The 25199-nt window shown below is 40.7% G+C and carries 20 protein-coding genes; 16 read left to right on the forward strand and 4 right to left on the reverse strand.

Going from position 1 to position 25199, the window contains the following annotated elements:
• Nucleotides 1–173 precede the first annotated feature (173 nt).
• Nucleotides 174–305 carry a hypothetical protein gene (locus V7L29_RS16195; protein ID WP_334692069.1) on the reverse strand — a complete coding sequence of 44 codons (132 nt, stop codon included), beginning with the start codon at nt 303–305 and terminating at the stop codon, nt 174–176.
• 176 nt (nt 306–481) lie between these two features.
• Here V7L29_RS16195 and V7L29_RS16200 point away from each other — a divergent pair, with 176 nt between their 5' ends.
• From V7L29_RS16200 to V7L29_RS16225, 6 genes are all read left to right on the forward strand, one after another.
• Entirely contained in the window at nt 482–1750 is a 1269-nt protein-coding gene (locus tag V7L29_RS16200) for an HlyD family secretion protein (RefSeq protein WP_334736125.1), read from the forward strand.
• Nucleotides 1751–1786: 36 nt separating this feature from the next.
• Complete coding sequence (locus V7L29_RS16205; RefSeq protein ID WP_334736126.1) at nt 1787–3757, forward strand: ATP-binding cassette domain-containing protein; 1971 nt, start codon at nt 1787–1789, stop codon at nt 3755–3757.
• A 57-nt stretch (nt 3758–3814) separates the two neighbouring features.
• Nucleotides 3815–4954, forward strand: a complete 1140-nt coding sequence (locus V7L29_RS16210; protein ID WP_334736127.1) for an ABC transporter permease — start codon at nt 3815–3817, stop codon at nt 4952–4954.
• Nucleotides 4955–5121: 167 nt separating this feature from the next.
• Nucleotides 5122–6246, forward strand: a complete 1125-nt coding sequence (locus V7L29_RS16215; protein ID WP_334736128.1) for an ABC transporter permease — start codon at nt 5122–5124, stop codon at nt 6244–6246.
• Nucleotides 6247–7293: 1047 nt separating this feature from the next.
• Nucleotides 7294–7785 (forward strand): hypothetical protein, encoded by a 492-nt coding sequence (locus V7L29_RS16220; RefSeq protein WP_334689824.1) that lies wholly within the window; start codon nt 7294–7296, stop codon nt 7783–7785.
• Between the two features lie 1381 nt (nt 7786–9166).
• On the forward strand, nt 9167–10294 hold the full coding sequence (locus V7L29_RS16225) for a response regulator (RefSeq protein ID WP_334736129.1): 1128 nt from the start codon (nt 9167–9169) through the stop codon (nt 10292–10294).
• Nucleotides 10295–10728: 434 nt separating this feature from the next.
• On the opposite strand, the gene V7L29_RS16230 is transcribed toward V7L29_RS16225, so the two are convergent.
• Nucleotides 10729–11697, reverse strand: a complete 969-nt coding sequence (locus V7L29_RS16230) for an SGNH/GDSL hydrolase family protein (RefSeq protein ID WP_334736130.1) — start codon at nt 11695–11697, stop codon at nt 10729–10731.
• Between the two features lie 388 nt (nt 11698–12085).
• Here V7L29_RS16230 and V7L29_RS16235 point away from each other — a divergent pair, with 388 nt between their 5' ends.
• The 5 genes from V7L29_RS16235 to V7L29_RS16255 all read left to right on the forward strand — a co-directional run bounded on the left by V7L29_RS16235 (nt 12086) and on the right by V7L29_RS16255 (nt 16142).
• The gene (locus tag V7L29_RS16235; protein WP_334736131.1) at nt 12086–13438 is read left to right on the forward strand and encodes a helix-hairpin-helix domain-containing protein; all 1353 of its coding nucleotides are present in this window, start codon (nt 12086–12088) and stop codon (nt 13436–13438) included.
• Nucleotides 13439–13640: 202 nt separating this feature from the next.
• A complete protein-coding gene (locus V7L29_RS16240; protein ID WP_334689819.1) occupies nt 13641–14228 on the forward strand; it encodes a hypothetical protein in 588 nt (195 codons plus the stop codon).
• Between the two features lie 560 nt (nt 14229–14788).
• The gene (locus V7L29_RS16245) at nt 14789–15319 is read left to right on the forward strand and encodes a hypothetical protein (RefSeq protein ID WP_334736132.1); all 531 of its coding nucleotides are present in this window, start codon (nt 14789–14791) and stop codon (nt 15317–15319) included.
• Between the two features lie 150 nt (nt 15320–15469).
• Nucleotides 15470–15784, forward strand: coding sequence for a hypothetical protein (locus V7L29_RS16250; protein ID WP_334689817.1), 315 nt, complete (start codon nt 15470–15472; stop codon nt 15782–15784).
• Nucleotides 15774–16142 carry a pentapeptide repeat-containing protein gene (locus V7L29_RS16255; RefSeq protein WP_334689816.1) on the forward strand — a complete coding sequence of 123 codons (369 nt, stop codon included), beginning with the start codon at nt 15774–15776 and terminating at the stop codon, nt 16140–16142. Before V7L29_RS16250 ends, V7L29_RS16255 begins: the two co-directional genes overlap by 11 nt.
• A gap of 396 nt (nt 16143–16538) precedes the next feature.
• Here V7L29_RS16255 and V7L29_RS16260 read toward each other — a convergent pair whose 3' ends face one another.
• The gene (locus V7L29_RS16260; protein ID WP_334689815.1) at nt 16539–17507 is read right to left on the reverse strand and encodes a LysR substrate-binding domain-containing protein; all 969 of its coding nucleotides are present in this window, start codon (nt 17505–17507) and stop codon (nt 16539–16541) included.
• A gap of 228 nt (nt 17508–17735) precedes the next feature.
• Here V7L29_RS16260 and V7L29_RS16265 point away from each other — a divergent pair, with 228 nt between their 5' ends.
• The 3 genes from V7L29_RS16265 to V7L29_RS16275 all read left to right on the forward strand — a co-directional run bounded on the left by V7L29_RS16265 (nt 17736) and on the right by V7L29_RS16275 (nt 20082).
• Nucleotides 17736–18431 (forward strand): cadmium resistance transporter, encoded by a 696-nt coding sequence (locus V7L29_RS16265; RefSeq protein WP_334689814.1) that lies wholly within the window; start codon nt 17736–17738, stop codon nt 18429–18431.
• Nucleotides 18432–18525: 94 nt separating this feature from the next.
• Complete coding sequence (locus V7L29_RS16270) at nt 18526–19188, forward strand: hypothetical protein (RefSeq protein WP_334689813.1); 663 nt, start codon at nt 18526–18528, stop codon at nt 19186–19188.
• Nucleotides 19189–19656: 468 nt separating this feature from the next.
• Nucleotides 19657–20082: a YidH family protein gene (locus V7L29_RS16275; protein ID WP_334689812.1), complete on the forward strand. Its 426-nt coding sequence runs from the start codon at nt 19657–19659 to the stop codon at nt 20080–20082.
• 8 nt (nt 20083–20090) lie between these two features.
• Here the strand turns inward: V7L29_RS16275 and V7L29_RS16280 are convergent, their stop codons facing one another.
• The gene (locus V7L29_RS16280; protein WP_334689811.1) at nt 20091–20813 is read right to left on the reverse strand and encodes a class I SAM-dependent methyltransferase; all 723 of its coding nucleotides are present in this window, start codon (nt 20811–20813) and stop codon (nt 20091–20093) included.
• A gap of 205 nt (nt 20814–21018) precedes the next feature.
• Between V7L29_RS16280 and V7L29_RS16285 the strand changes: the two genes are divergently transcribed.
• Both V7L29_RS16285 and V7L29_RS16290 read left to right on the forward strand, forming a co-directional pair.
• Nucleotides 21019–21345: a hypothetical protein gene (locus V7L29_RS16285; protein WP_334736133.1), complete on the forward strand. Its 327-nt coding sequence runs from the start codon at nt 21019–21021 to the stop codon at nt 21343–21345.
• A gap of 81 nt (nt 21346–21426) precedes the next feature.
• Nucleotides 21427–25155, forward strand: coding sequence for a tetratricopeptide repeat protein (locus tag V7L29_RS16290; RefSeq protein ID WP_334736134.1), 3729 nt, complete (start codon nt 21427–21429; stop codon nt 25153–25155).
• The last annotated feature ends 44 nt before the right edge of the window (nt 25156–25199 follow it).

Raw genomic sequence — 25199 nt, forward strand, 5'->3', positions numbered from 1 at the left:
CTGGGTTTCAAGCATTTTTAAGCTTTTGGTGTATTTTCCTTGTCCTATAAGGGTTTGAGGCTTGTTTCTGCTTCAAAAATGTTTAAGTCCCACTATCTTTTTGTCCTTGGCTCAAGGTCGGAGATAGTGTCCAGACTCCACCTGGATAGTCTTTAGTATCCTTTGGATTAGCGTTAATCTCTAGATTTGCCCACCAACTTGAAGCCAGCTTTCTCCACAGCAGCAATTACCCCATCAACTTTACCAATGCTCCAAAGAGCGAATAATGCAGATTTTTCTCCAGCAATGTTGTGGAAATTATGCAAAAATTAGCTAAATAATAAGGTTTGACAATTCTTTTAGTGACACATTATAACCAGATTCTTGATATTGCCGATCGCATCGTCTATATAGAAGATGGTATTGATGTCAGGGCAAAAGTGAACGCCGCTTAATCTAACCAATTTATAACCGTCATTCTGATATTCTTCCCCACTCCAATATGACTCAGTTCATCTCGCCACCCCAAGAACCGATTGATGGTGCTGTACCGGATAAAAAAAAGGGTAAACTGTCTCCTGGCGTGCTTATCCCCGTAGTCCTGTTACTCATAGGTGCAGGTGTAACAACTTGGTTTTTTCTCTTACCGCACTCGAAAACTAACGCGCTGCGGTTGAGCGGTCGCATTGAAGGCTATGAAACTGATATTGGTGCAAAAGTAGCGGGTCGAATCGAGTCAGTAGCGGTGCGAGAAGGAGATGCAGTCCATAAAGATCAAGTGATTGTGAAGTTGGATGATGCAGAAATTCAAGCACAACTTCAGGGCGCAGATGCCCGCCTAGATTCCATCCGCAAACAACAAGAACAGGCGCGGTTGCAAATCAATATCCTAGAAAGTCAGATTATGGAAAATCAGCTTTCTTTACAACAGGCGCGGGGAGATGCCAAAGGTCAGATTTTTCAAGCTGAGTCGTCGGTTGCTTCCAGTCAGGCGCAACTAAATCAAGCGATCGCTCAAGTAGGACAAGCCAAATCAGAATTGAAACTCACGCGAATAAATCGCGATCGCTACACTAAATTGGTTACTGAAGGAGCTGTTACCCAGCAGCAATTTGACCAAGCCCAAACAAGCTTTGAAACTGCCCTTGCTACTCTGAAATCACGTCAAGCAGCAGTAGATTCTTATCGAAAATTAGTCAATTCTGCCCAAGGACAATTGACCCAAGCCCAAAGCACAGCGTTAAATCCTTCTATTCGTAACGCCCAATTAGGTGGATTACGCGCCCAATTGGCACAGACGCGCTTAAAATTAGCCGCTGCTCAAGCTGATGTCGCTAACGCCAAAGCTTCTCAGCAAGAAACTAAAGCTCAGATTGCTTACCTAAATGTGAAAAGCCCAATTGAAGGCGTAGTCGTCAGCCGGAGTGTAGAACCAGGAGCAGTTGTTACCACTGGCAAAACCCTGCTTACAGTGATTGATCCCAAAACAGTTTATTTACGTGGTTTTATCCCCCAAGGCGAAATTGGAAAACTGCGAGTTGGTCAGTTAGCGAAGGTATTTCTAGATTCAGCACCCAAAGAACCCTTGAGTGCTAAAATCGCTGCCGTTGACACCGAAGCATCTTTTACCCCTGAGAATATTTATTTCCAGCAAGACCGGGTTAAACAAGTTTTTGGTGTCAAAATCACCATCGACAAGCCCGATGGTTTAGCCAAGCCAGGAATGCCAGCGGATGCTGAGATTATCATCGCACCACAGGCAAAAAAATGACCTTTGCTATACTCCAATTCCCCAATATAAAATTCTATGACTACCATCACGCCATCTACTGATTTGGGTGATTCACTAAGTCATCCTAAAATTGGTGCAGAAGTAATTCAGGTAGAAGGTTTATCCAAACGTTATGGAAAATTAGTCGCGGTTAAGGGAATAGATTTTGCCGTCCAGCGAGGAGAAATCTTTGGCTTAATTGGCCCTGATGGTGCGGGAAAAACGACGACCTTTCATATTTTGGGTGGGGTCATGGAAGCATCTGCTGGTAATATCCAGATTTTAGGCAAACCACCCCGCGATGCCCGTTTATCTATTGGTTATCTGACACAGCAATTCTCACTGTATCTCGACTTGAGTATTGATGAAAATCTGCGTTACACTGCGGGATTGCGAGAAGTTCCCGAAAAGCAATTCTTTGGGCGTCGTCAGAAATATCTGCGACTAATGAGTTTGGATAAATTTGGCGATCGCTTGGCTGGTCGCCTCTCCGGTGGGATGAAGCAAAAATTAGCTTTGTGCTGTGCATTGATTTCTCAACCTGAAATTCTCCTGTTAGATGAGCCAACTACAGGAGTTGACCCGGTATCTCGGCGAGAATTTTGGGATGTTCTCGCCGCCATTGCCGCAGAGGGAGTGACAGTAGTTGTGGCGACACCTTATTTAGATGAAGCCGAAAGGTGCGATCGCATTGCTTTAATGTATGAAGGAGAGATTCAACAAATTGGCACCCTTTCTCAGTTGCGAGAAAGTCTAGGTTTGCAGCGTTTAGAAGTTCGGACTCAGCACCTGGAAGCAGCTGAACGAGTATTACATGAGGCGACAAATAGCAAACAGACATCAATTGTCGATGTGCAAACCTTTGGCGATCGCCTGGATGTGCTAGTTAAAGATGTCGCAGTCGGTACAGCAGCAGTTCAGACAATTTTCACTCAGCAGCGACTACAACTTGACAGCATTCAAACTGCTGACCCTACCTTAGAAAACGTTTTTGTTTCTCGTCTGCGTGCAGCTGGCAATGACCCAGAATTTATCGCTTTTCCTAGTACAAAAAAAGGGACTGGGGACAGAAGAATTTCCAATTTATCATCGATTGCTATTGGTGCAAATAAAATAAGAAAGGTATTTGGCGACTTCCAGGCGGTTAAGAGTGTAGATTTGGAAGTTCGCTATGGTGAAATTTACGGGTTGCTAGGAGCAAATGGTGCAGGAAAGACAACTACTATTAAGATTCTCTGCGGTCTGCTAGAACCAACATCTGGGAAAATTTCTTTAGCTGGACAAACTCAGAATCTGCGTAGTAGTGACGTGCGCCAACGCATCGGTTATATGAGCCAAAAATTCACCCTCTACGATGATTTAACTATTATCCAAAATCTGGAATTTTACTGTGGAGTTTATGGTGTGCCAAGTCGGTTACGCCGCACCAAAATTGATTGGGTACTTGCCACCTGTGGTTTAGTTGGCAGAGAAAATATGCTCACGGGACAATTACCAGGAGGATGGAAGCAACGGGTAGCTTTTGGCGCTTCGGTGATGCATGAGCCAGAAATTTTGTTTTTAGATGAACCGACATCAGGAGTAGACCCCTTAGCACGTCGTCAGTTCTGGCGGTTGATTAATGAGTTTGCCAGAGCAGGTACAGCAGTACTGGTGACTACCCATTATTTAGAAGAAGCAGAACAATGTAACAGGATGGGGTTTATGGTGGCGGGTGAAGTGGTAACACAGGGTTCGCCGAGTCAGATTAAAGCTGCTCAACCCGGTCAACTGGTGGAGGTAGTGACCGATAAAACCCAAAATGCCTCTAATTTACTCAAAACTGAGTTGGCACCGTGGCGGGTGTCGATTTTTGGCGATCGCTTACACCTTGTTCTCGATCATCCAGACTCAGATATTCCCCATATTCGCTCAATTTTACAAACACAGCAGCTCAATATTCGCTCTTTGCGACCTATTCCTTTTTCTCTTGAGGATGCATTTATTGGTATTGTGCAACGTGCCTAAAAAGAGCAGACGGGCAGGGGAGGGAATTAATAACTAAGGAAAAATGACCAATAAAAAATGAAACGAATTTTAGCTCAATGTCGCAAGGAATTAGCCCAATTTAAGCGCGATCGCTTGACATTAGCACTAGCATTCCTCTTACCATTTATCAGTTTAATTATCTTCGGTTTTGCAATTCGATTAGAGTCTAAAAATATTCCCTTATTTGTCCAAGATTTTGATGTCAGTCCCCTCAGCCGTGCTTATACTGAGCGGTTATTTGCGACCAATCAATTTGAACCAGTTAATAATCATAGCTTTTTGCTTCTCAATTCAAATACAAAACCTAAAATTCAAAATCCTCAATTGGCAATTGATCAGGGACTTGCAAAAGCTGCTGTGGTCATTCCGCCAGATTTCAGTCGTCGCATTAAATCAGGTTTAACTAGCACAGTACAAATTTTAGTTGATGCAACTGATGTTAATAACGCACGAGTTATTAAAAACAGTATTCAAGCAACAACAAGATTTTTTCTTCAAAATTCTGGCTTACAACCATCATCTGATAAAATTATTGCTCATATTCGCCTCTGGTTTAATCCAGGAAGAAAAGAATCTCTTTCAATAGTGCCAGGTGTTTTCGCAGTGATTTTATGGATTTTTCCCTCGTTATTAACAGCAATTACTATGGTGCGGGAAAAAGAAAAAGGGACAATATTACAAGTATATACTTCTAGCCTCAGCGCTGAAGAATTCCTGTTAGGAAAAGCTTTAGCTTACCTACTAATTGGAATTAGCGAAGCTTCACTTATTATGATCATGAGTGTCATAATTTGGCAATTGACATTAGCTGGAGATCCAACGCCATTATTAATGGGCACACTAATGTTTTTGATAGATAGTACTATGTTTGGTTTATTAATCGGTATTCGCTCTGCCAATCAAAATGCTGCCGTCCAGGCTATTGCACTATTAGGTTTTTTAACATCATTATTACTAAGTGGATTCATTTATCCGCTTAGTAATATACCCTTTCCACTCTCACTAATTACCTATATTGTTCCAGCACGTTATTATATTGAAATTACTCGTGATGCCTATGTACGCGGCACTGGGTGGGCAGGGGTCTGGTTATCATTTTTAATGCTAGTTATCTTAGGGTTATTGCTATTTAATGCAGCCCGTCGGATATTAAAACGAATGCAATTATCAGATTAATTATTAGCTAAATATTGATATTTATTCTTTTATACAGCAGTTTGCAACTAAATGAAGTACAACATCTCACCGTGAAAGCCAGATATAAAACTTTTTTAACTCCTGTACAGACGCGATTAATCGCGTCTCTATCTATACCCTTTTGCTCATTTAGAACTAAATTAACCATGAAATTAATCCAAAGATTATTAAATAGCCGATTCTGGAGTTTAGCTCTTAAAGAATTTCGCCAAATCTTGAGAAGTAAAGAAACACTAGTATTATTGATAATTCCTCCCACAATTCAAATGTTAATTTATGGATTTTGTTTGAATCCAGATGTGCATTATCTTAAATTAGGAATTGTTGATTATGCTAATACTTATGAAAGCCGAGAGCTAGTTGCTAAATTAACTGAAAATAAAGTCTTTGTCGTTGAAAAATATATGTTCAACGATCAGGATTTGGGTGAGCAAGTCCAGCAGGGAAAAATCACAGCAGGCTTGGTAATTCCCTACGATTTTAACCGTCATTTATCCGAAGATAAACCAGCCGATATCCAGATTTTAGTTGATGCAGTAGATGCTAATACTGCTGGGATTGCTCAAGGTTATTTAAGTCAGATTATTTATCAATTTAATCAACGGTTTTCATCTAATCAAGCACCAAGATTAATTAACCCGGAAACAACTTTTCTTTATAATCCTGGACTCGTGAGTAGTTGGTTTTTCATTCCAGGAGTTTTGGGAGTAGTTTTAACACTAATTAGTTCTCTAGTTTCTTCAGTCACAGTTGTCCGAGAAAAAGATACAGGAACTCTGGAACAACTGTTAATGACTCCAGCAGAAGCTTGGGAAATTTTGTTAGCTAAAATTGTGCCGTTGTTTATTTTGTTGATGGGCGATGTCATCTTAGCTTTGAATTTGGGAAGATTAGTTTTTGGAGTGCCTTTTCGAGGCAATGCTTTTCTATTTTTAGGACTATCAGGACTTTATTTATCTGTGGGAATTGGCATTGGGATTATGCTGGCAACAATATGTCGTACTCAGCAACAAGTTGTACTGACATCATTTTTTATTAATTTACCATTAATTCAACTTTCGGGTGCACTCTCTCCTGTCGAAAATATGCCTATAATATTTAAGTATATATCGCTACTAAATCCCCTACGCCATTATGTAGCGATTGTCCGGGGGATACTGCTTAAAGGCTCAGGTTTGGACGTACTTTGGTTGAATGCGATCGCACTTTTATTTTTTGCCATAGTGCTTTTATCTATCAGTATTAACCAATTTCGTCGTCAACTGAGCTAATACCATTTTGGATTTTGGACTTTCCTGAGGAACGCTACGGGAACGGCTACGCTCAGTCGAACGATTTTAGATTAGGACTTACGCAAAAAACCTCTCAAACTCTTATTCCTCCGTGTCGCGCCAGTTGCTAAAGAGCGGGAACGCTAAGAGCGAACAAGTCTCTTAACCCTTTCGGCAGTTCCTCATGGGGAGCCAGTTGGGCGGCTCTGCCGACTTGTTCGCGCAGCGGCGACCACAGGAGAAGCAACTGGCGTGGAAACCCCCTCTGAGCGACTGCCTCACCAACGCACTGGCTTCTCTGCGTCCTTTGTGGTTCGATTTTCCGTAAGTACTAGAGAAAATAAATCAATTTACTAATTCAATATTTGATTTGTTAGAAAAACAAACCTAAATATTGAAATACTTACCAGCCACAAAAGGATATAAAGAATCTCCTGTGATTTTTGATATTGCCCGACAATACAGCACACTATATACTGCTGCTGCTTGTCTTCATATGTGGCTATACAACCATATCAGCAGGTAAGCAGGAATATTTAACATACGTTGAAATTTTATCGCTGACTTACTTAAGCCAGAGTGGATGCGTAGCAAGTTAAGGATTTTGGCAATCTATCTCTGTATTTATTGAAACTTCAAGCTATTAAGCTGTTGCACATTTAACTTGCAATAATAGCATTACCTTTGTTTTTGATTTTTCCCACATCTAAATTATACTTGACAAAAAAGCTTTTTTATGCATATGTAAAAAATCAGGATTTATTGTTTGATTGATTTTCCAACGGTGAAAGCGATGTCTACAATTGATCATTTTAGTTAGCGCGATCGCTTAGTTACTTTCGATATAAAAAATTGAGTATTTCTAACAGGCAAAATCTATTTAAATTAATTTTTACAAAATCTTAATGTTTCTCAACTAAGTTTAAAAAATCTTGGGATTGGATTAAGAATAAATTAAGAGCGATCGCTTTGTAAAGGTTAGTTGATATTTCTTGTCAAACAGCGGAAGAAGTTAGAAACTAAGAATACAACACACGCAATTATTTTATGACTGCTATTTCTAACCTTGAATTCAAACGGCCAATTTGGCAAACCGCGATCATATTGACTTTGGGCTTTTGGCTTAGTGCTAGTTTAGTTTTAGACTGGGTAATTATGCCTAGCCTTTATCTTTCTGGGATGATGAGTCAAGCTGGTTTTACGACAGCAGGCTATACGATTTTTTGGAACTTCAATCGGATGGAATTATTATCTGCTGCTGTAGTATTAACTGGGGCACTAGCTTTGAGCAAAATCCGATATCACTGGCGTATTGGCAGTATTGTTTTATCTGTGCTGCTGCTAACTATAGCTATGCTTGACACCTATTTCTTAACTCCGCAAATGTGCGCTATAGGAGTTCAACTTAACCTATTTGAAGCTGCTGCTGCTATTCCATCAACAATGAATTTACTACACGGCAGTTATTGGGTACTGGAAATACTTAAGCTGGTAGTAGGCGGCACACTTTTAACCTGGTGCTGGCGGGAGCAATTTTAAATTGATGGAGAAGTCTAACGGTGAGAATGTCCACTTCTAAATCTCACGCCGAAGACGCAAAGAATTTCTTTGCGTCTTTTTGCTACATATACCTTATGGGTTAATAAATGCGATGTCTACGAGGGGCTACGCCTACGCGTACAATTTTGTATTTATATTTGTTATTTTTAATACTTGAGATATTTCGGGCAAATTGCTACTATAAAATAATTCATTCATTTATAGGTGTAATTTAATAAGCATACAAAATTATCTTTTACTGTACATTTTTAGCCTTTCAGGACATCTGAACAAATAAATACTGGAAGATTATATTAATTAGTTTTCATGTTGACTTTACTGATTAATCATGAAGTTTATATATTTCTACTAACTTTTTTTGAAAATTATAGTAACCTGAATTTTAGTGAGTACGTTATTTGTTATCTACCATCTAGCTGAAAATAGCTATTTTGCAGGTATGTACTACCAATCAAGAATATTGCTGTAAGTTCTTGAATTTGTGACTCCAAATTGTGCAAAGTGACTATTTAGCTCTACACGACATTAGAACCCGTTTCCAGTACTTATGAAGAGATTCCCTTCTGCTGAACTGGTCGCCTGTGCATCTCACCACACACCATCATGGCGGCAATTATCAGCTAACTCATACTTGGTCGGAGGTTACCATTCTTGTTGTGCAAGTGATAATTTTGCTCAATCCCAACACTAAGAGTTGCTCTACAATCACAAACCTAAGTAAGACATTAAACTTTTTGAATGCTTAGTTTTTAATAATACTTTTTCTCTTGATGAAGTTCCCCTGAAGAATAAACTTCTAACAAAACTACCCGACGACTTTTGTCACGGCGACAAAAACATAGTTCGTCAGCGCGGACTAAAAGCCTTGAGGGAGAGCCATTTACCTCTACATTACAGTAGATTTTGGTCGCTCCAGACTTTAGCAGTAAGGGCAAAAAACTTTTGCAAGAGAACTAAAGTATCTGCAATTTTAAGCTGGAAAATACGGATAACAATGATACTTTTTTGACTGATGGGCGAGAGCCAATGGTCTGTGCTTGGCACTTGAGTTATTGTTAGATTGGCCAGATTAGCAAAAGATACAGAAAACCAATCTAATTTTTGAAATACTATATCCTGGCAACCAGTCGGGCAATTTTGCTATTGGGCAATAATATGGATTGGTTTAGTTGTAATTCGTGCTTTATAGCTTAACAGAGATTGGTGAATTAAGAGTTGGGGGGTGTGGAATCTCTGTACTAACTCAAATGTGACAGCTATATTTATCTGACAGTGCTCCCAACAAAGTCGCGGTGAATTCCGAAGAGGTAATTCACTAATTTTGCCTGCAAATAGTTAATTTTATTCCAGAGCCATCCCAATGAAGACACTTCCAATTATTAGATACAGATTCTTCCAAAAGCTCCAGCCCCTATCTCTGTTAAAAAAAATCACTGGTAAGTCGGTTACTGGTTGTTTGCAGGTGTTTAGCACCTCAGGCTCTTGGTCAATATATATGGACGAGGGTAAACTAATTTATGCCTGCTACTCAGAGAAAATGTTTGAGCCGCTTTACAGGAATTTGCAACGCTTGAGTCAGCAAATTTCTACTCTCCCTGGTGGAATTAAAGAACAGTTGCGGACAATATTTGAAACTGGTATTGAAAATCAGGCAATACCGAACCCAGATTATCTGGCTATTTGCTGGTTAGTCAATCAGAAATATATCAGTTCCTCTCAAGCGGCGATACTGATAGAGCAATTGGCGCTAGAAGTTCTGGAGTCATTTTTGAAGTTAGAAGAGGGGAGTTATGAATTTATTCCTGAGAGCTTTCTGGATGACATGCCAAAGTTTTGTTATCTAAATCTCCGCTTACTAGTTGAACGATGTCAAACCCCCAGAAGCGTTGGCGTTCGCGTTAGCGTCTCTGAAAGAGAAGCCTCTCGTAGAGAAGCTGCTTATTATGAAACATCGCCAACTTCTCAATCGCATCCCCCACAATTGTTGCAAATAAATCAGCTACAACCTCAAGCCAAAACTACACCAAAGTTACCTAGAACAAACGGCTATAAACCAGCAGCCTACTCTATTAATACTAATGATCATAGGGGTGAGCAAATCATCCAACCGCCTACTGACAAAAAAATCTACACAATCTTCTGTATTGATGACAGTCCTATGGTATTGAATGCTATTAAAAATTATTTAGATGAGCAAACATTTTCTGTTGTGGGAGTTACCGATTCTTTGAAAGCTTTAATGCAGATTGTTCGCACAAAACCCGACATAATTTTGTTAGATATTTCGATGCCTAATTTGGACGGATATGAACTCTGCACTTTGCTGCGCAAACACTCACATTTTAAAAATACACCTGTGATTATGGTGTCAGCAAAATCAGGATTTATAGATAGAGCTAAAGCTAAGATAGTCGGAGCATCAGGCTATTTAGCCAAGCCTTTTACACAAGGGGATGTACTAAAAGTAATCTTTCAACATATTGTTTAATTTCCTCATCTAAAAAATAACTCCACCTGAGCAACATATTTTTTTGGAGATTTAAGGTTGAGTATTACCTGAATCGCTACCATTATGGTTATAGAAAATTGTCTGAGTAAATTTAAATTAATTAGTCATTATCTCAGTGATAGGGGTTACAATATCATTAAGGTGACTAGTGGCAAAGAAGCTCTACAAATAATCTTAGAATCAAAGCCAGTTGCAATTGTTACTGAATATAGTAATGCCGGGAATAAGTGGATTTGAATTGTGTCGCTTCATCAAAACAAATCTGACCAAGACTTACGCAAACAATATGAAATATAACTAAGTCATATACGCCTGAGCAGCTACTGAGTGTCATTCAATCGCTTGAGGCATAAACCTACAAATTAGTTTGTGGGATATAACGCAATATTGTTCAGTTAAGTTAGTAGTTCATGTCATAAATGAGGAAGTGGTGTCTTACCCAGTATTTCCAAAAGCGATCGCTCCATAACTTCACTGACAAATTTATTACCTTGCAAGTTAAGATGAATGTGATCATGATACAAAGCTTGCGGGTTGGTAGTTGAATTGAATATCGGTAAAAAGTCTATATAGTTAATTTGCTGTGCTTTAGTAAAATCGTTCAAGCGCTGACGTGCCTTAATTTCGTAATCGCGGGGGCCTGGTTCACCAATTTCTCGCAGTAAGGGAGTCATGAATAGCAGAAATTGGCTGTTTGTTTGACAAGTTAGGGCTTGAATTTTGCCGATTGCCTCCAGATTAATCCCAACGCGATCGCCTGCTTCATTTTGTACTGCTTTCATTTCGGGAATTGGCTTTTGCTTAACGATATAACGTTGCCACACTTCCACTAATGCTAAAGGAGGTTTACTATCGGGATAATTACGATCACGCCCTACTGGTAAAGAAGTGGGAGGAGTAGCAAACAAATCATCGGTATTAATTAATAATACTACCGCTTGCGCGTTGAAATTGCTAAACTTTTGTAAATAAGCTAACTCGTTCCTTGGCCCCCAAGAGTTAGCTGAAGCATTCAACACTTCTGCTTCTTGATAATTACTATTACTAGATGATGCCAGAGAACGCATCATCAGGCTGGATATTGTATTAGTCTGATCTGTCCACCACCCACCATTGGCAATAGAATCCCCTAACACTAGGACTCGCAGCCCAGAAGGTGCAGGCGTCTTTTTGATCGGACTACCTCGCATAGAATACTCATTAATTTCAATGCGATTACCAAAACGACGGGTACACTGGTTAGGAGCCAATAAATAACCAATCTGCTCATCGCCAATGTAAATCAGGGGATTACCAAAGCCAAAGAGCGATCGCAGTCCGATCTCGACTACCACAAACAATCCTACAACCACCGCCAAAATTACGATCAGCGCCACTTTCACCTACCCACACCCTCTTATACCGAATTGCTTTTCAACGATAGTAACTGACGCATTGGGCATTGGAAAGAGGCAGAGGGGCGGGGTGCAGAAGGCAAAACTTTTCTCCCCAACTAAGAGATCAAGAGCTTCTTCCCCACTCCCCAGGCATCTGATTAAGCGGATTAATATGTGTTGGAATGTGTTTAATAAGCTTTCAAAACAGCAATTATATAGCTATTAACTGTTTATCTAATTGTTTACCAAACTTTTGATATATTTTGGCTACTTTTGTGTAAAAGTATAGCAGTGTTTTCTAGTGATATAATTATGTATTATAGGTATTACTATAGCTACAATTGTCATCATTTTTTTAATTAATTTCGCAAAATTTTTTTTGGGGTAGGGTAGGATGATAAAAATAGCCACACGTAAATATTTAGGACAACAAAATGTCTATGACATTGGAGTTGAGCTTGACCATAATTTTGCGCTCAAAAATGGCTTAATCGCTTCCAATTGTTTCAATAAATCCCATTCGACTGCCTATGGTTATGTAACTTATCAAACAGCATATTTAAAAGCTAATTACCCATTGGAATATATGGCGGCACTGTTAACGGCTAACAGTGGCGATACTGATAAGGTACAGAGATATATTACTAACTGTGCAAGTATGGGTATTTCCATAGATCCGCCAGATATCAATCGTTCTGGTGTTGATTTTACACCAACGGCAGGAAAGATTCTGTTTGGATTTTCGGCGGTGCGTAACGTGGGACAGAATGCGATCGCCTGTATTTTGGAGGCGAGAAATGAGACAGGAGAGTTTAAATCCCTCGCTGATTTTTGCGATCGTGTCGATTTACGTGCTGTTAACCGCCGGACTTTAGAATCACTGATTTATTGTGGAGCCTTTGATAAAATTGAACCCAACCGCCAACAATTAATTAACGACTCAGAATTAGTGTATGATTGGGCACAATCTCGCGCTAAAGACAGAGCTAGTGGTCAAGGGAATCTGTTTGATTTATTAGGTGATGGATTTTCTTACATTCAGAGTAAAATAGTAAATAATGCCTTTGAAACTGCTCCCAAATCTAAACCTGTAATGGATTTTACCCCACAGGAAAAGTTGCAGAAAGAGAAAGAATTATTAGGCTTTTATGTATCAGATCATCCACTTAAATCCTTACGGCAAATAGCACCACTTTTGACTCCGATTAACCTTTCGCAACTGGGAGAACAAAGAGAAGAAATAAGGCTTTGTGCAGTTGTCATGTTGAATAACGTGAAAAAAGTGGTTACTAAAAAAGGCGATCAGATGGCAATTTTACAAATAGAAGACCTAACTACACAATCAGAAGCTATCGTTTTTCCTAAAACCTATGAACGTATTAATTCCTTACTCGTAGTTGATACTAGATTGATTATTTGGGGCAAAGTAGATCGACGCGATGAGCAAACTCAATTTATTCTTGAAGATGCAGAACCGGTGGAAACAGTACAAATGGTGATGGTGGAGTTAAATCCCCAGCAAGCAGGTAATATCGAAGAACTACATCGCTTGAAAACAATTTTGCAAGAACAGTCAGGAGACAAAGAAAAGGCAAAAATGCCAGTGATCGGAATTATCCAAACTGAAACTTCTCGTAAACTTGTTCGCTTGGGTTGGCAATATTGCGTACAAGATTCTAGAATAACTGTTCAAGCTTTGCAAAACGCCAGTTTTCCTGCTCATCTAAAATCGCTGACTGGTAGCTGACGCCAAGAGTGAAAAGTCCACTAATACTGAAAAGCATCTCTTATATTAGTATGGCTGAACTGTCAACAGTAAATAGCCTTAAAGATTTAGGACTAAAATCGTTTTTTTAGTTACTTATGCGGATGAGAATTACCTCAAGTAGTGGTATCTTTTTATGCTATTACCCTTGAGGCTGCGACCGGGGGAAGGAGTTAGGAACTTGATGATCGTAAACGAGCTACATAAATTTGTTTCATACTGTAAAAAAATTCAACCCCAAACTCACGAGGACATTCAAAAATTTTTTGAAGGAGTTATCTTGTTTCCTTATGATAAGGAACTTCTATTGCAAGCTTATTTATTTCTGAATATTAAAGACTTGTTTCCCTCATGCGCTGAATTGCTGTTATTTGAAAAATCTCCAATTTCAGATTATACAGATTTGGGGAAGTGTGATTTTGTCTACCTAACCTTTAAAGGTAGTCTATTTTTAGTTGAAACTAAGTTTATTGATACAGAAGCAACAGGAGCTACAGAACGAAAAAGAAGAAATAAACATAGAAACAAGGTATTTGAGCAAGTTATAACTTTAAAAGGCCGATTTAGTGAATATTGGAATATGAGACTAGATCAATTAGAGTGCGGGGTTTTCACAACAGATCCAGAAGTTGCTTGGCGAGGAAATGGTGTGAACGTCACATCTAAATCAATATCTATAGAACATCTGGAAAAATGGCGAAGAAGTTATCACAGCATTGAAAAAGTTTCATCTCATCAAGATGCGTCAAAGTTTGAAGGAAGGTTAATTTGAAAGGTTAAGCCTTGACCGAATAATTACTAATTCATGATTCATAATTCATAATTAAAGACACTGTATAGCAGCGCACATGCTTATCAAAAATTTAATGGTCAACAAGACAGTGAAGAGTACAATCGGACATTGATTGTAATTATGAATTATTAATTATCAATTATGAATTATTTTGACTAAGTATACTTTTGACGGTGATTTGCCCTCCCATAACCTTATACAATTTGCCCTGTGATGGCTGCGGTAGGCTACGCCTACGCAAGTCTAAGTGCCAAAGCCTCCTATTTGGCGAGATCGAACAGTATCTACACGATAAAAACGATCAAAAATATGTGGCAAATCAGTGGCGGGAATGTAAATGTCGTTGTCTTTAACCTGAATTACTGATCATCGCCGATGGAGAAACGGCGCAATGGTTTACCTTACATTGGATAGGCTATCGGTTAAATCAACCAAATTCCTATAAGCAACTTCGTCTTTGTCCAACCATAGGTAACCTTGACCCGGAAAACATGTCAGATTACTTGAATAAGTACCAATCTGACAGGAAAACTATACTAATGAGAATTTGGGCTACTACTGCTGTGCTAGCTTCTTTTTGGCTAATATCTGGAGTCATAGGTTTTGAGCCAATCAACGCTACTTCTGTTTTGGTAGAAAATGCTATATCATCTCCTGCACCAATCAATACAAAACAGATTACTGTTAGTAACAGCGAGTTCGGGCTGAAGAGAGTTGACTCTAAAGGTAACGTTACCATTTTCCAGACAACAAGAGTGCCACTTCAGCAAGGAAACGCTTACGGATGGCGGATTAAACTCAAAGACTACCAAGGTGAAGTAAAATGGCGCGAAGTCTTGCGTTTACCAAAACCTCCACAAACTTGGGGTACAGATAATGGTGAAGACTTCTCAATATCAGCAGACGGCACTACATCTGTGACACGGCGCACACAGTCGGCTCCAGAGGGTGTGATTGAGAATTTTTGGACGATCGCTCCTGGCGATCCGGTTGGTAAGCATAAAATAGAGGTCTATATTGATGATCGTTTGATCAGTACTTTCGACTTTGAACTTATTCCAGTTAAGTAGATGTGAAAGGGATTGAGGATTGAGCATTGGGCATTGGGCATTTCTCCCCTGCTTCCCCTGCTTCCCCTGCCCCGTGCTCTTCTGCTCCCCTTAACCTTAAGCTGGGGAGTATCTTAGAAATAGAAGTTTGATTGTTATTGGGTGGCGATCGTGAATACAAAGGAATTCTTACGATTAATTGAAAAACAACGCCCATGTCCTGAGACACTGCCAAAAGGGCTGCAAGCAATGTGGTATGACAAGAAAGGTGATTGGAGCAAAGCTCATGAAATAGTTCAAAATGCCAGCGATGTCGATAGTGCCTGGGTTCATGCTTACCTGCACCGCAAAGAAGGCGATTTGAACAATGCCCATTTCTGGTATCGACGTAGTGGTCAGCCAGAGTTTCTAGGAGAACTAAGCCAGGAATGGGAACAAATAACTTCTGTATTGCTAAGGAAGGTCAACGCGACGCATGAATACTGAGGAATTAAAACGGCGTTTTGCCGCAGGAGAAAGATATTTTCCAGCCGTCAACTTGAGTAGAGACAAGCTGATTGGAGCCTATTTGCCTGGAATTAATTTATGGGGATCTGACTTGAGTGGAGCTAACCTAGCTAAAGCTAAACTCTGGGGAGCAGATTTGAGTAGAGCTAACTTAGCCAAAGCGAACTTGACCAGAGCTAATTTGAGCGGTGTCAAACTGAATGAAGCAAATCTCCGGGGAGCCAAACTCAACTATGCCAAGTTGTATGGAGCAAATCTGACTGGTGCTTACTATGATGAAAGCACGCGGTTTTCTAAAGGTTTTGACCCGATCAGTCAAAATATGCGAAAGGTGTGAAACGGATTAAGGGGTGGCGTGCAATGACTGTGGGAATTATAACTAATTATCCGCACATAATATGACTGAATAATTACTAATTCATAATTAAAGACACTGTAGAGCAGCCCACATGCTCATCAAAAATTTAGTAGTTTCAATCAGTGGAAAGTAGTGAGCTACCACTGATAGCGCAGCGTAAAACCTTTGGCATAGCTTCTCTACGAGACGCTCTTGCTAGCTTGCTTAAGAGCAGGGGTACGCTTAGAGCGAGTCCTCGAGCGTCTTGTAATTATGAATTATTAATTCTCAATGATCAATTACTTTGACGCCTTGATTGTTTCTGATTAAATGGGCGTTCGCGTAGCTTGTCCTTTAGGACAAGGTATTGCTTTAAATAACTGATTTTGATACATGTTAATGTGAGCTATCTAACATAGACGATATCAACATTTGTTCAAAGACTTTAGAAAGAGCAGTTTGAAAACGCTGACGATGCTTAAGTTTGAAAAAAGGTCGAACTATTTCTGCGTAGGCGTAGCCCGCCGTAGGCATCGCACTCTTGCCCTCTCTATTATCAATAACTCGAATTGCCCGCAGAGTTCCCAACTGTATTTCTTTTTTTACCATCAACTCAGAAATTCCAATTGCACCGACACCATCTTCGATCGCTGCTTTTGTCATCTCCCCACTGTTGAATACTAGAATTACATCCAGTTCACTGAGATTGATTCCCCAATTTTGGAGGGCTTCTTCAAACCTTTGCTGGGTTCCAGAACCTGGTTCTCGCATCACCCAAAGGGTTTTAGTCAATTGGGTTAAATCAATTTCTCCCCACTCAAACCAAGGGTGTTTTTGACCTACCACAATTTGCAAGCGATCACTCCCCACTATTTCATACTCCAGAGTATTCTGGAGCGCTGGCTTCACATCTCCTTCCACCAAACCTAAATCAAACTGTCCTGTCGCCGTTCCGACACAAATCTCTTCTGTATTGGCAAGGCTACAGTCAATCTGGATACCAGGATATCGGCTCTTAAACTCACTAATTTTACTTGGTAGCCAGTAGTTACCAATTGTCAGACTCGACCCTAATTTTAATTCACCCCGTTGCAGATTGTTCAATTCTCGCAATCCCCTTTCAGTCAGGGAAACTTGATCAAGAATTTTCTGCGCTTCCACTTGCAGTAATTTACCCGCCTCAGCAATCTCAATATGGCGACCAATCCGATGGAACAGTTTCACTCCGTATTCTTGCTCTAAGTTGTGGATTGCTGCGCTGACGGCAGGTTGTGTAATATAAAGTTCTTCTGCTGCGCGAGTAAAGTGTAAGTGCTGCGCCACAGCCAGAAAGATTTTTAGCTGCTCAAGCGTCATTCCTGCCATTTATACTATCCCTAAGACTTGGTGTCAAAATTTTAATCACTTCCATTTATCATTTTGACAAACAAAAGCATTTGATTCTATCGATTAGTTTGACTAAAGTATAAATCAAGGCTTTCTACCTAGTTATTGTCATTAGTCATTAGTCATTAGTCATAGGTCATTTGTCCTTTGTAAATGACCCATGTCAATGCCCTGTTTGGCCAAGCATGAAAATAAGGACTTCCATAAATGAGCGGTTTAGTGACTGCAATTACCACAGGGATCACGGCATTCAGTGCCACCAACATCGATGATATTGTCATTCTGACGTTGCTTTTTTCACAAATAAATAAGACATTCCGCAGTCGTCACATCCTTGCTGGTCAGTATCTCGGTTTTGCTGCATTGATCATTGCTAGCCTTCCCGGTTTCTTAGGTGGACTAATCATACCGCAGGACTGGATTAGACTACTTGGTTTAATGCCAATAATCATTGGTGTGAGTAGCTTATTAAAGCGCGAAGAGGATTCACCAGAGGAAGCCGAAGAAAAAACTGAGCCGTCTTGTCCTTCTGTAATTGCCAATTTTTTCTCTCCGCAAACATGCAATGTAGCTGCGATCGCCTTTGCGAATGGTAGTGATAATATCAGCGTCTATGTGCCTTTGTTTGCCAATTCTGAATTAGATAGTCTGCTGACAATACTAAGTGTATTCTTTACGCTAGTGGGTGTGTGGTGTTATACCGCTTATAAGTTAACCTACTTGCCTGCAATCGCACAATTTTTAACTGAGAATGGCAATACTTTTGTACCTTGTATATTGATTGGGCTTGGCGTGTTTATTGTTACAGAAAATGTTACTTGGACTCTTTTATCTGTAGTTTCTAGTTATATATTCTCATTGATTTTAGGTTTCAATACTCAGCCGTCGAGTGAAGAACAATAAAAATTAAGTATCTAAAAACAGGTGCATCATGAATTTTCTGGTCAAAATGAATTCCAAACTGCAAAATATCTTACCCATTAACAGGAGCCAAAACATGAAAATCTGGAAATCTCTGTTAATTGTCTTAATGATTGTCGCTAATCTCGCCTTTGCTCAACCTTCTTTTGCTGATAGACCAAAATTTAGCAAAAACCCTGATTATATCGAAGTCACTAAAGCTCTTAACGAACTTTCTCAGACAAAAGAAGCCCAAACTCAAGTTGAAGGTCTCACAACAGAAGAAATTCAAAAAAGAGTGGAGGAATTAACATTGCAAAAATATGCTTTAGAGACGGGAATCAACTGGGGTCAATGCGAAAACCAAACAGGTAATACCATTGCAGTATACGGCAAAAGACCAAATGATGAAGACGATGAAGATGCCGTATACGACAATGGTCTGTATTTTCTAGCTAATGGTCAATCCACTAAAAATAAATGGGATTGTGATGGCATCTATCTAGGGAATGATGTTAAAGTAGCAAATTTTACTTCTAGTCCGAATGGGCAAGGTCAAGAATTGACAGGCCCGGCTGCACTGAAGATACTTGATGGAACTCAGTTAGTGATTAAGACAAATCCAGATACTGCTGCGATTGAATTAAATGTTCCTACTGTGAAAGTTATTAACAGCAATGAGGCTAACTGGTTTATCCCAAATATATCGCAGGCTCTCATAGATACACGAGTTCCTAATGCGCCTAGCAATCAGTCTTGAAATAGAAATGCATAGTCTATTTTTGAATAATTTTCTGAATTGAAATAGGGTAACAGCCAAAATCAGAGGATAAACAGGACAAACACTGGTGAAAAACCTCTTTGATCTTGGCTGTTTTCTTGATGACCTTTTATTACTTATACTTGCTCTGTACCTTCAATTACGAATTACCTTAGCGTAGCCTCTTCTCTACGAGAGGCTGCCGCCAACGAGTATTTGTACTCCAGCAAAGAAGCAAGCTAGCAAGAGCGTCTTGTAGAGAGCGTCATTAAGAATTACGAATTATTCAATCAGGCTTGTTTTATTTAGATATCTGCATTAAAATAAATTTTGAAAAAAATGTACAATCACAAGAGGTATATTTCATTAGCGCAACTATTGCGCTGGGTACAAGTCATCTCGAAGGAGACTTACTATTACCTCCGCATTTTTTTGAGAACAGCCTCTTTGGGGATAAGGGTGTTATTGATGCAGTTATTGAAACCTACAGAAGAAGATAAAGATAAAAAAAAGGCAGGCCGACTGAATCCTTCCAGAGTCCGAGATCACTTGGCAAATGAGCGTACCTACCTCGCTTGGATGCGGACAGGGATCGCTCTTTTAGGTTTTGGTGTCGTCATCGTGCGTTTGCGTGCCTTCCAAGTACCTTTGATACCCCGTCCTGGTAATGGCTGGAAATTAGGCTTAGTCTTCTCGCTGGTGGGTTTAATCACAGTGTGGCTTTCAACGGGGCACTATTTCGCTGTCCGTCGTGATATCGAAGAAGATACTTATGAACCAACAGACCGCTGGGTGTTGCTGTTTAGTCTCGCTGTGATGATTCTCGGAGCTGGGGTAATTTATTTTGTTTTTACAACTTCTTTAGATCCATCAAGTCCACTTATCCCTGAGTAACAGTATTTTTAAAACCTCACCTTATATAACTCGAATAATTCCCCTGATTTGTGCGTTACGACTTTAGCACCAGCCGCCTTAATCGTTTTTTCCCACTTAGCCAAAGGCTCTAAAAACACTTCAGCACCCAAATAGGTTTCCAGAACTGCCCAATCTTCTGCTAAAGGCTGTTCAGGATTGAGAACGTCAAACACAAAATGTCCACCTGGTTTTAACACCCGCTTGACTTCTGCTAGTACAGCATCCCAATATTCGAGTGGAAAATAGCAGCTGAATCCAGTGGCGATCGCTACGTCAAACTGCTCAGATGAATAGTTTAACTGATGAGCTGCTCCCAACTCAACACCTTTAAACAGCTTGGAATTCAACTGCGGCCCACGGGAATTAAGCGTATCCCGTGCCACATTGCTGATTTCTTGCCCATAAAAGAATGCTTGCCAATCCCGCCAAGGATAAATTAAAAAGCTGATACCACAGCCAATATCTATACAGTGCTGGTTCTTTTGAGGTTTAGCAGTTTCCCAGAAAGCGGAAGCAATTCTCCCTGAGAAACTACCTCCAATCCACTCGCCAAATATTGGCATCGCCTGTACTTCTGCTGGGAGTTCAAAGGTTTCACCCTGATACTCTCGGTTAAAGCGATAGGCTACTTGGGCTAATCTTTCGTCCCAGTTAGTTGATTTGTGTGAAGCAAAGAGATTTTGGAACTGCGAATCGGGCTTTTTAGACATTAGGTTTTGACTACTATTTAAGTACTTTAGTCCAGTTCTAGTGTAGACAAAGTGCAAGCAGTAATTGCAAAATAGCTTACCTGAATCCCCAGCAAGAATAAAAAGGCTAATAAAGTTTGTTAAGTGTTGAATGTTAAGAAAAAGCCGATAAATTACCTTGGGATGTTGTTTAAAATAAGCCTGGAGTTATTTGCAGATTAACACTATGGCAGAAATTCAGGTGGCGATTGAGGGTAAAGATGCGATCGCAGCAACAGAGGCGCTTTTGGCAATTCCTGGTATATCTGGTAACTATGCAGTGAGTTCAGATGCACCGGAAAGAGAAGGAGTAACAGCAACAGTTGCTACCATCGTTGGTATTGTTGGGGGTACGATCGCTATTGCTGAACAAATCCGCAAGTGGTATCAAGAGTATAAAGCCAAACAGTCTGGTAAAAAAATTGAAAAAGTATTGATTGTCGGGCGCAATGGTAGGCGACTTCTTTTAGAGGATGCAACCTTGGAAGAGATTCGCCAAATTTTAGAATCGTAGAGACGCGATTAATCGCGTTTGTTGTTACGGAATTGGGGGTGGTAGACTTGGGGTAAATACTGAAGTCTCAAAATTGAGAACGTGCAAACCCTCCACCTCGACCTCAAACCAGTTGATGAGAATTACGTAGAGCTACGTTACTTTATTGATAATCCAAACAAGTATGAAAAGCGATCGCTCCCTGTAAAAGAAATCGCCGACTTGATTGAGTTGGCGGAGCGAGATTATTATGTGTCGGCTTTTCCAGAGGATTATACCGTAACTGGACGGCGGTTGTATAACTGGTTAGATGGGAGCGATCGCTGGCTGCAAACCTTGCTAGATAAGTATCGGCGAGAGGGGATTGTTTTAGCGATTGCAGCTGCTGAACAACTTGCCCATCTGCCTTGGGAAGTGCTACACGATGGTGTTAGTTTTTTAGTGCAGAAAGTTCCGGCTATTGTCCCAGTGCGTTGGGTATCAGATGGTGCGGTAAAAAAATTGACAATTGAAGGGGAAGCAGAAAACCGAGCATTGCAAGTTTTGTTTATGGCAACTTCGCCGCTGGATGTCAAACCTGTACTGGATTTTGAGGCGGAGGAAGCACGGATTTTGGAGGCGACAAAGCGGCAACCTTTAGCGTTGACGGTGGAAGAAAGCGGTTGTTTGTCGGAGTTAGGTTATTTAGTCGATGGTTACGACGGGGATTATTTTGATGTTTTACACTTGACTGGTCATGCTACTTTACAAGATGGGCAACCCCGCTTTATTACAGAAACCGAAATTGGTGAAGCTTTCTATGCAAGTGCTGGAAATATAGCTCAAGAATTACAATTTCGACTGCCTAAACTGATCTTTCTCTCTGGTTGCCGCACTGGACAAGCAGGCAATTCCGGTTCTGTGCCGTCAATGGCTGAAGAATTGCTCAAATCAGGTGCAAAGGCGGTTTTGGGTTGGGGTCAAAAAGTTTTAGATCCTGATGCTACATCTGCAGCAGCCGCATTGTATCAAGAATTGTCAGCCGGAAAGCAAATCACCGAAGCTCTTGCTATTACCTACCAAGCATTAATTAAGAACAAGGCGCGGGATTGGCATTTATTACGGTTGTATGCACCAGGCAAATTACCAGGTTCATTAGTCAAACCCTTATGGACTCGTGGACGGAAACCAGCACCACCACCTTCTGTTACTACCCAGTTTTTAGACCCCGCAGGTAAAGTCAAAGTCCCGACACGGGAGAGTTTTGTTGGTCGTCGCCGTCAATTGCAAAATTGTTTACGGGTGCTGAGTCAAGGTTTGCTATCCCACCCTTACCAAGGGGGGGACACAGGGGGGGTAGGGGTCTTGATTTATGGAATGGGCGGTTTGGGTAAAAGTAGTTTAGCAGCTAGATTGTGCGACAGACTACCCAATTTTGAGCGCATTGTCTGGGTAGGGAGAATCGATGAAGCTAGTTTAGTGAGTCGCTTGGCGGAAAAGTTAGATGACAACGAACAGCGCAAAAGCCTACAAAATTACGATGAAGAATTGAAATATCGGCTGCGGCGAGTTTTTCAGCAGTTGCATGATGCTGCAAAGCCATTTTTGTTGGTGCTGGATGATTTTGAAGTGAATTTAGAAACCCGCAATGAGAGTTATGTGCTGCAATCAGAAGCAGCAGAGGTAATGAAAGCTTTAGTTTGGGCAATTAGAGAAAATTTTACTTCCCACCGCATCATTATTACCTGTCGTTACGATTTTGAATTTACTCAGTTGCAGTATTTCCACAAGCAGCCGTTGGATGCACTGCAAGGCGCAGATTTGCAAAAAAAGTGCGATCGCCTTACTGCCTTTAGTGCTAAATCTCAGGTGGATGAGGCGTTAAAATCGCAGGCGCAGAAGTTAGCAGATGGTAATCCCCGCTTGCTGGAATGGTTGGATAAGATTCTGCAAAATACAACTGTTGATGTGGCAGCAATTTTAAATCGGTTAGCAGCAGATCCGGTGGAGTTGCGAGAGCAAGTTTTAGCAGAGGTGCTGCTGCAACAAATGGATAAAACTATGCGGGAGATGTTGTCACGGGGATTGGTGTTTGAGTTGCCAGTACCAAGGGAAGCTTTAGCCGCAGTTTGTGAGAATATCCCTAATTTGGAACATTATATTAATCGGGCAGTGGCATTGGGACTGTTGGAAGTCAGCCACGATCAGGCGTTACGAGTGCCGCGCATTTTGCCTGTGCATTTACCAGAAGATGAGGAAGCTTTGCATAAGCAAGCGGCTGAGGTGTTGTATCGTCTCTCGCGGGAAGAAGTGGAAACGGCAATTGAGGAACAACGGTTAGAAATTCATCGGCTGGCGCTACGAGGGAAGGTAGACAAGATTGCTGTAGAAATAGCACAGAGATTAGCAAGGCACTGGAGAAATCAAAGCCAATTTCGAGAAGCTGTTCAACTGTGCAAATCAACCCTACAACTTGCTGAAAATTACTTAGTATTATATGAGTTAACTTGCTCTGAAGAACAGCTGGGTGAAGTGAGTAAAGCCCAAGAGCATTATCAACAAGCCCTAAATAGCTGTCCAGCAGAAGACAAAACAGTAAAAGCAGCAATTATTCACAACTTGGGAGTGCTTAAAGCCAATAGAGGAGAAATAGAAGAAGCGATCACCTTTTATCAACAATCCCTTGCTCTCAATGAACAAATCGGTGATGTCCAAGGTCAGGCGTTGACATTGAACAGCTTGGGACTGCTTAAAGACAATAGAGGAGAAACAGAAGAAGCAATCGCCCATTATGAACAATCCCTTACCCTCAGGGAACAAATCGGCGATGTCCAAGGTCAGGCGGTAACGTTGCATAACTTGGGAATGACGAAAGCCCGTAGCGGAAAAATAGAAGAAGCGATCACCCTTTATCAACAATCCCTTGCCTTGAGTGAACAAATTGGTGATGTCCAACTTAAGGCTGCGACGTTAAGCAACTTGGCGCATCTCAAAGGCAATAGAGGAGAGATAGAAGAAGCGATCACCCTTTTTAAACAATCTTTTGCTCTGGCAAAACAAATCGGTTATGTCAGAGGTCAGGCGGCAATGTCACACAACTTGGGAACGATCAAGGCTGATAGAGGAGAAATAGAAGAAGCGAACGCTCTTTTTGAACAATCCCTTGCCTTCAGTCAACAAATCGGCGATGTTTTACTCAAGGCGGCGACTTTACACGAAATGGGGAGACTAAAAGCCAATAAAGGAGAAATAGAAGGAGCGATCGCCCTTTATCAACAATCCCTTGCCATCAAAGAACAAATCGGCGATGTCCAAGGCAAGGCGGCGACGTTGAACTGTTTGGGGATACTCAAAGCCAATAGCGGAGAAATAGAACAAGCGATCACTCTTTATCAACAATCCCTTGCCTTCAGTGAACAAATTGGTGATGTCCAAGGCAAGGCGAAGACGTTACACGAAATGGGGGTAATCAAAGCCAATAGCGGAGAAATAGAACAAGCCATCACCCTTTATCAACAATCCCTTGCCTTCAGTGAACAAATCGGCTATGTTCTAGGTCAGGCATCGACGTTGAACCAATTGGGGATAATCAAAGCTAATAGTGGAGAAATAGAAGAAGCGATCGCCCTTTTTCAACAATCCCTTGCCATCACTGAACAAATCGGTCATATCAAAATTAAGGCAATGACATTATGGTGGTTAGGGCATATAGCAGAACAACTGGGTGAGTATAATCAAGCGCTAGATTATTTGCAGCCCGCTTTGGAGATGTTGCAGCGTATCCAATCTCCTGATGCTGAAAAAGTGAGCCAAGCTCTAGCCAGAGTGGAAGATTTAATTCGTAATTCGTAATTCGTAGTGACGCTCGCGGACTCGTTAACGCTACGCTAACGTAA

Source organism: Nostoc sp., from assembly GCF_036916575.1.
Classification (GTDB): domain Bacteria; phylum Cyanobacteriota; class Cyanobacteriia; order Cyanobacteriales; family Nostocaceae; genus Nostoc.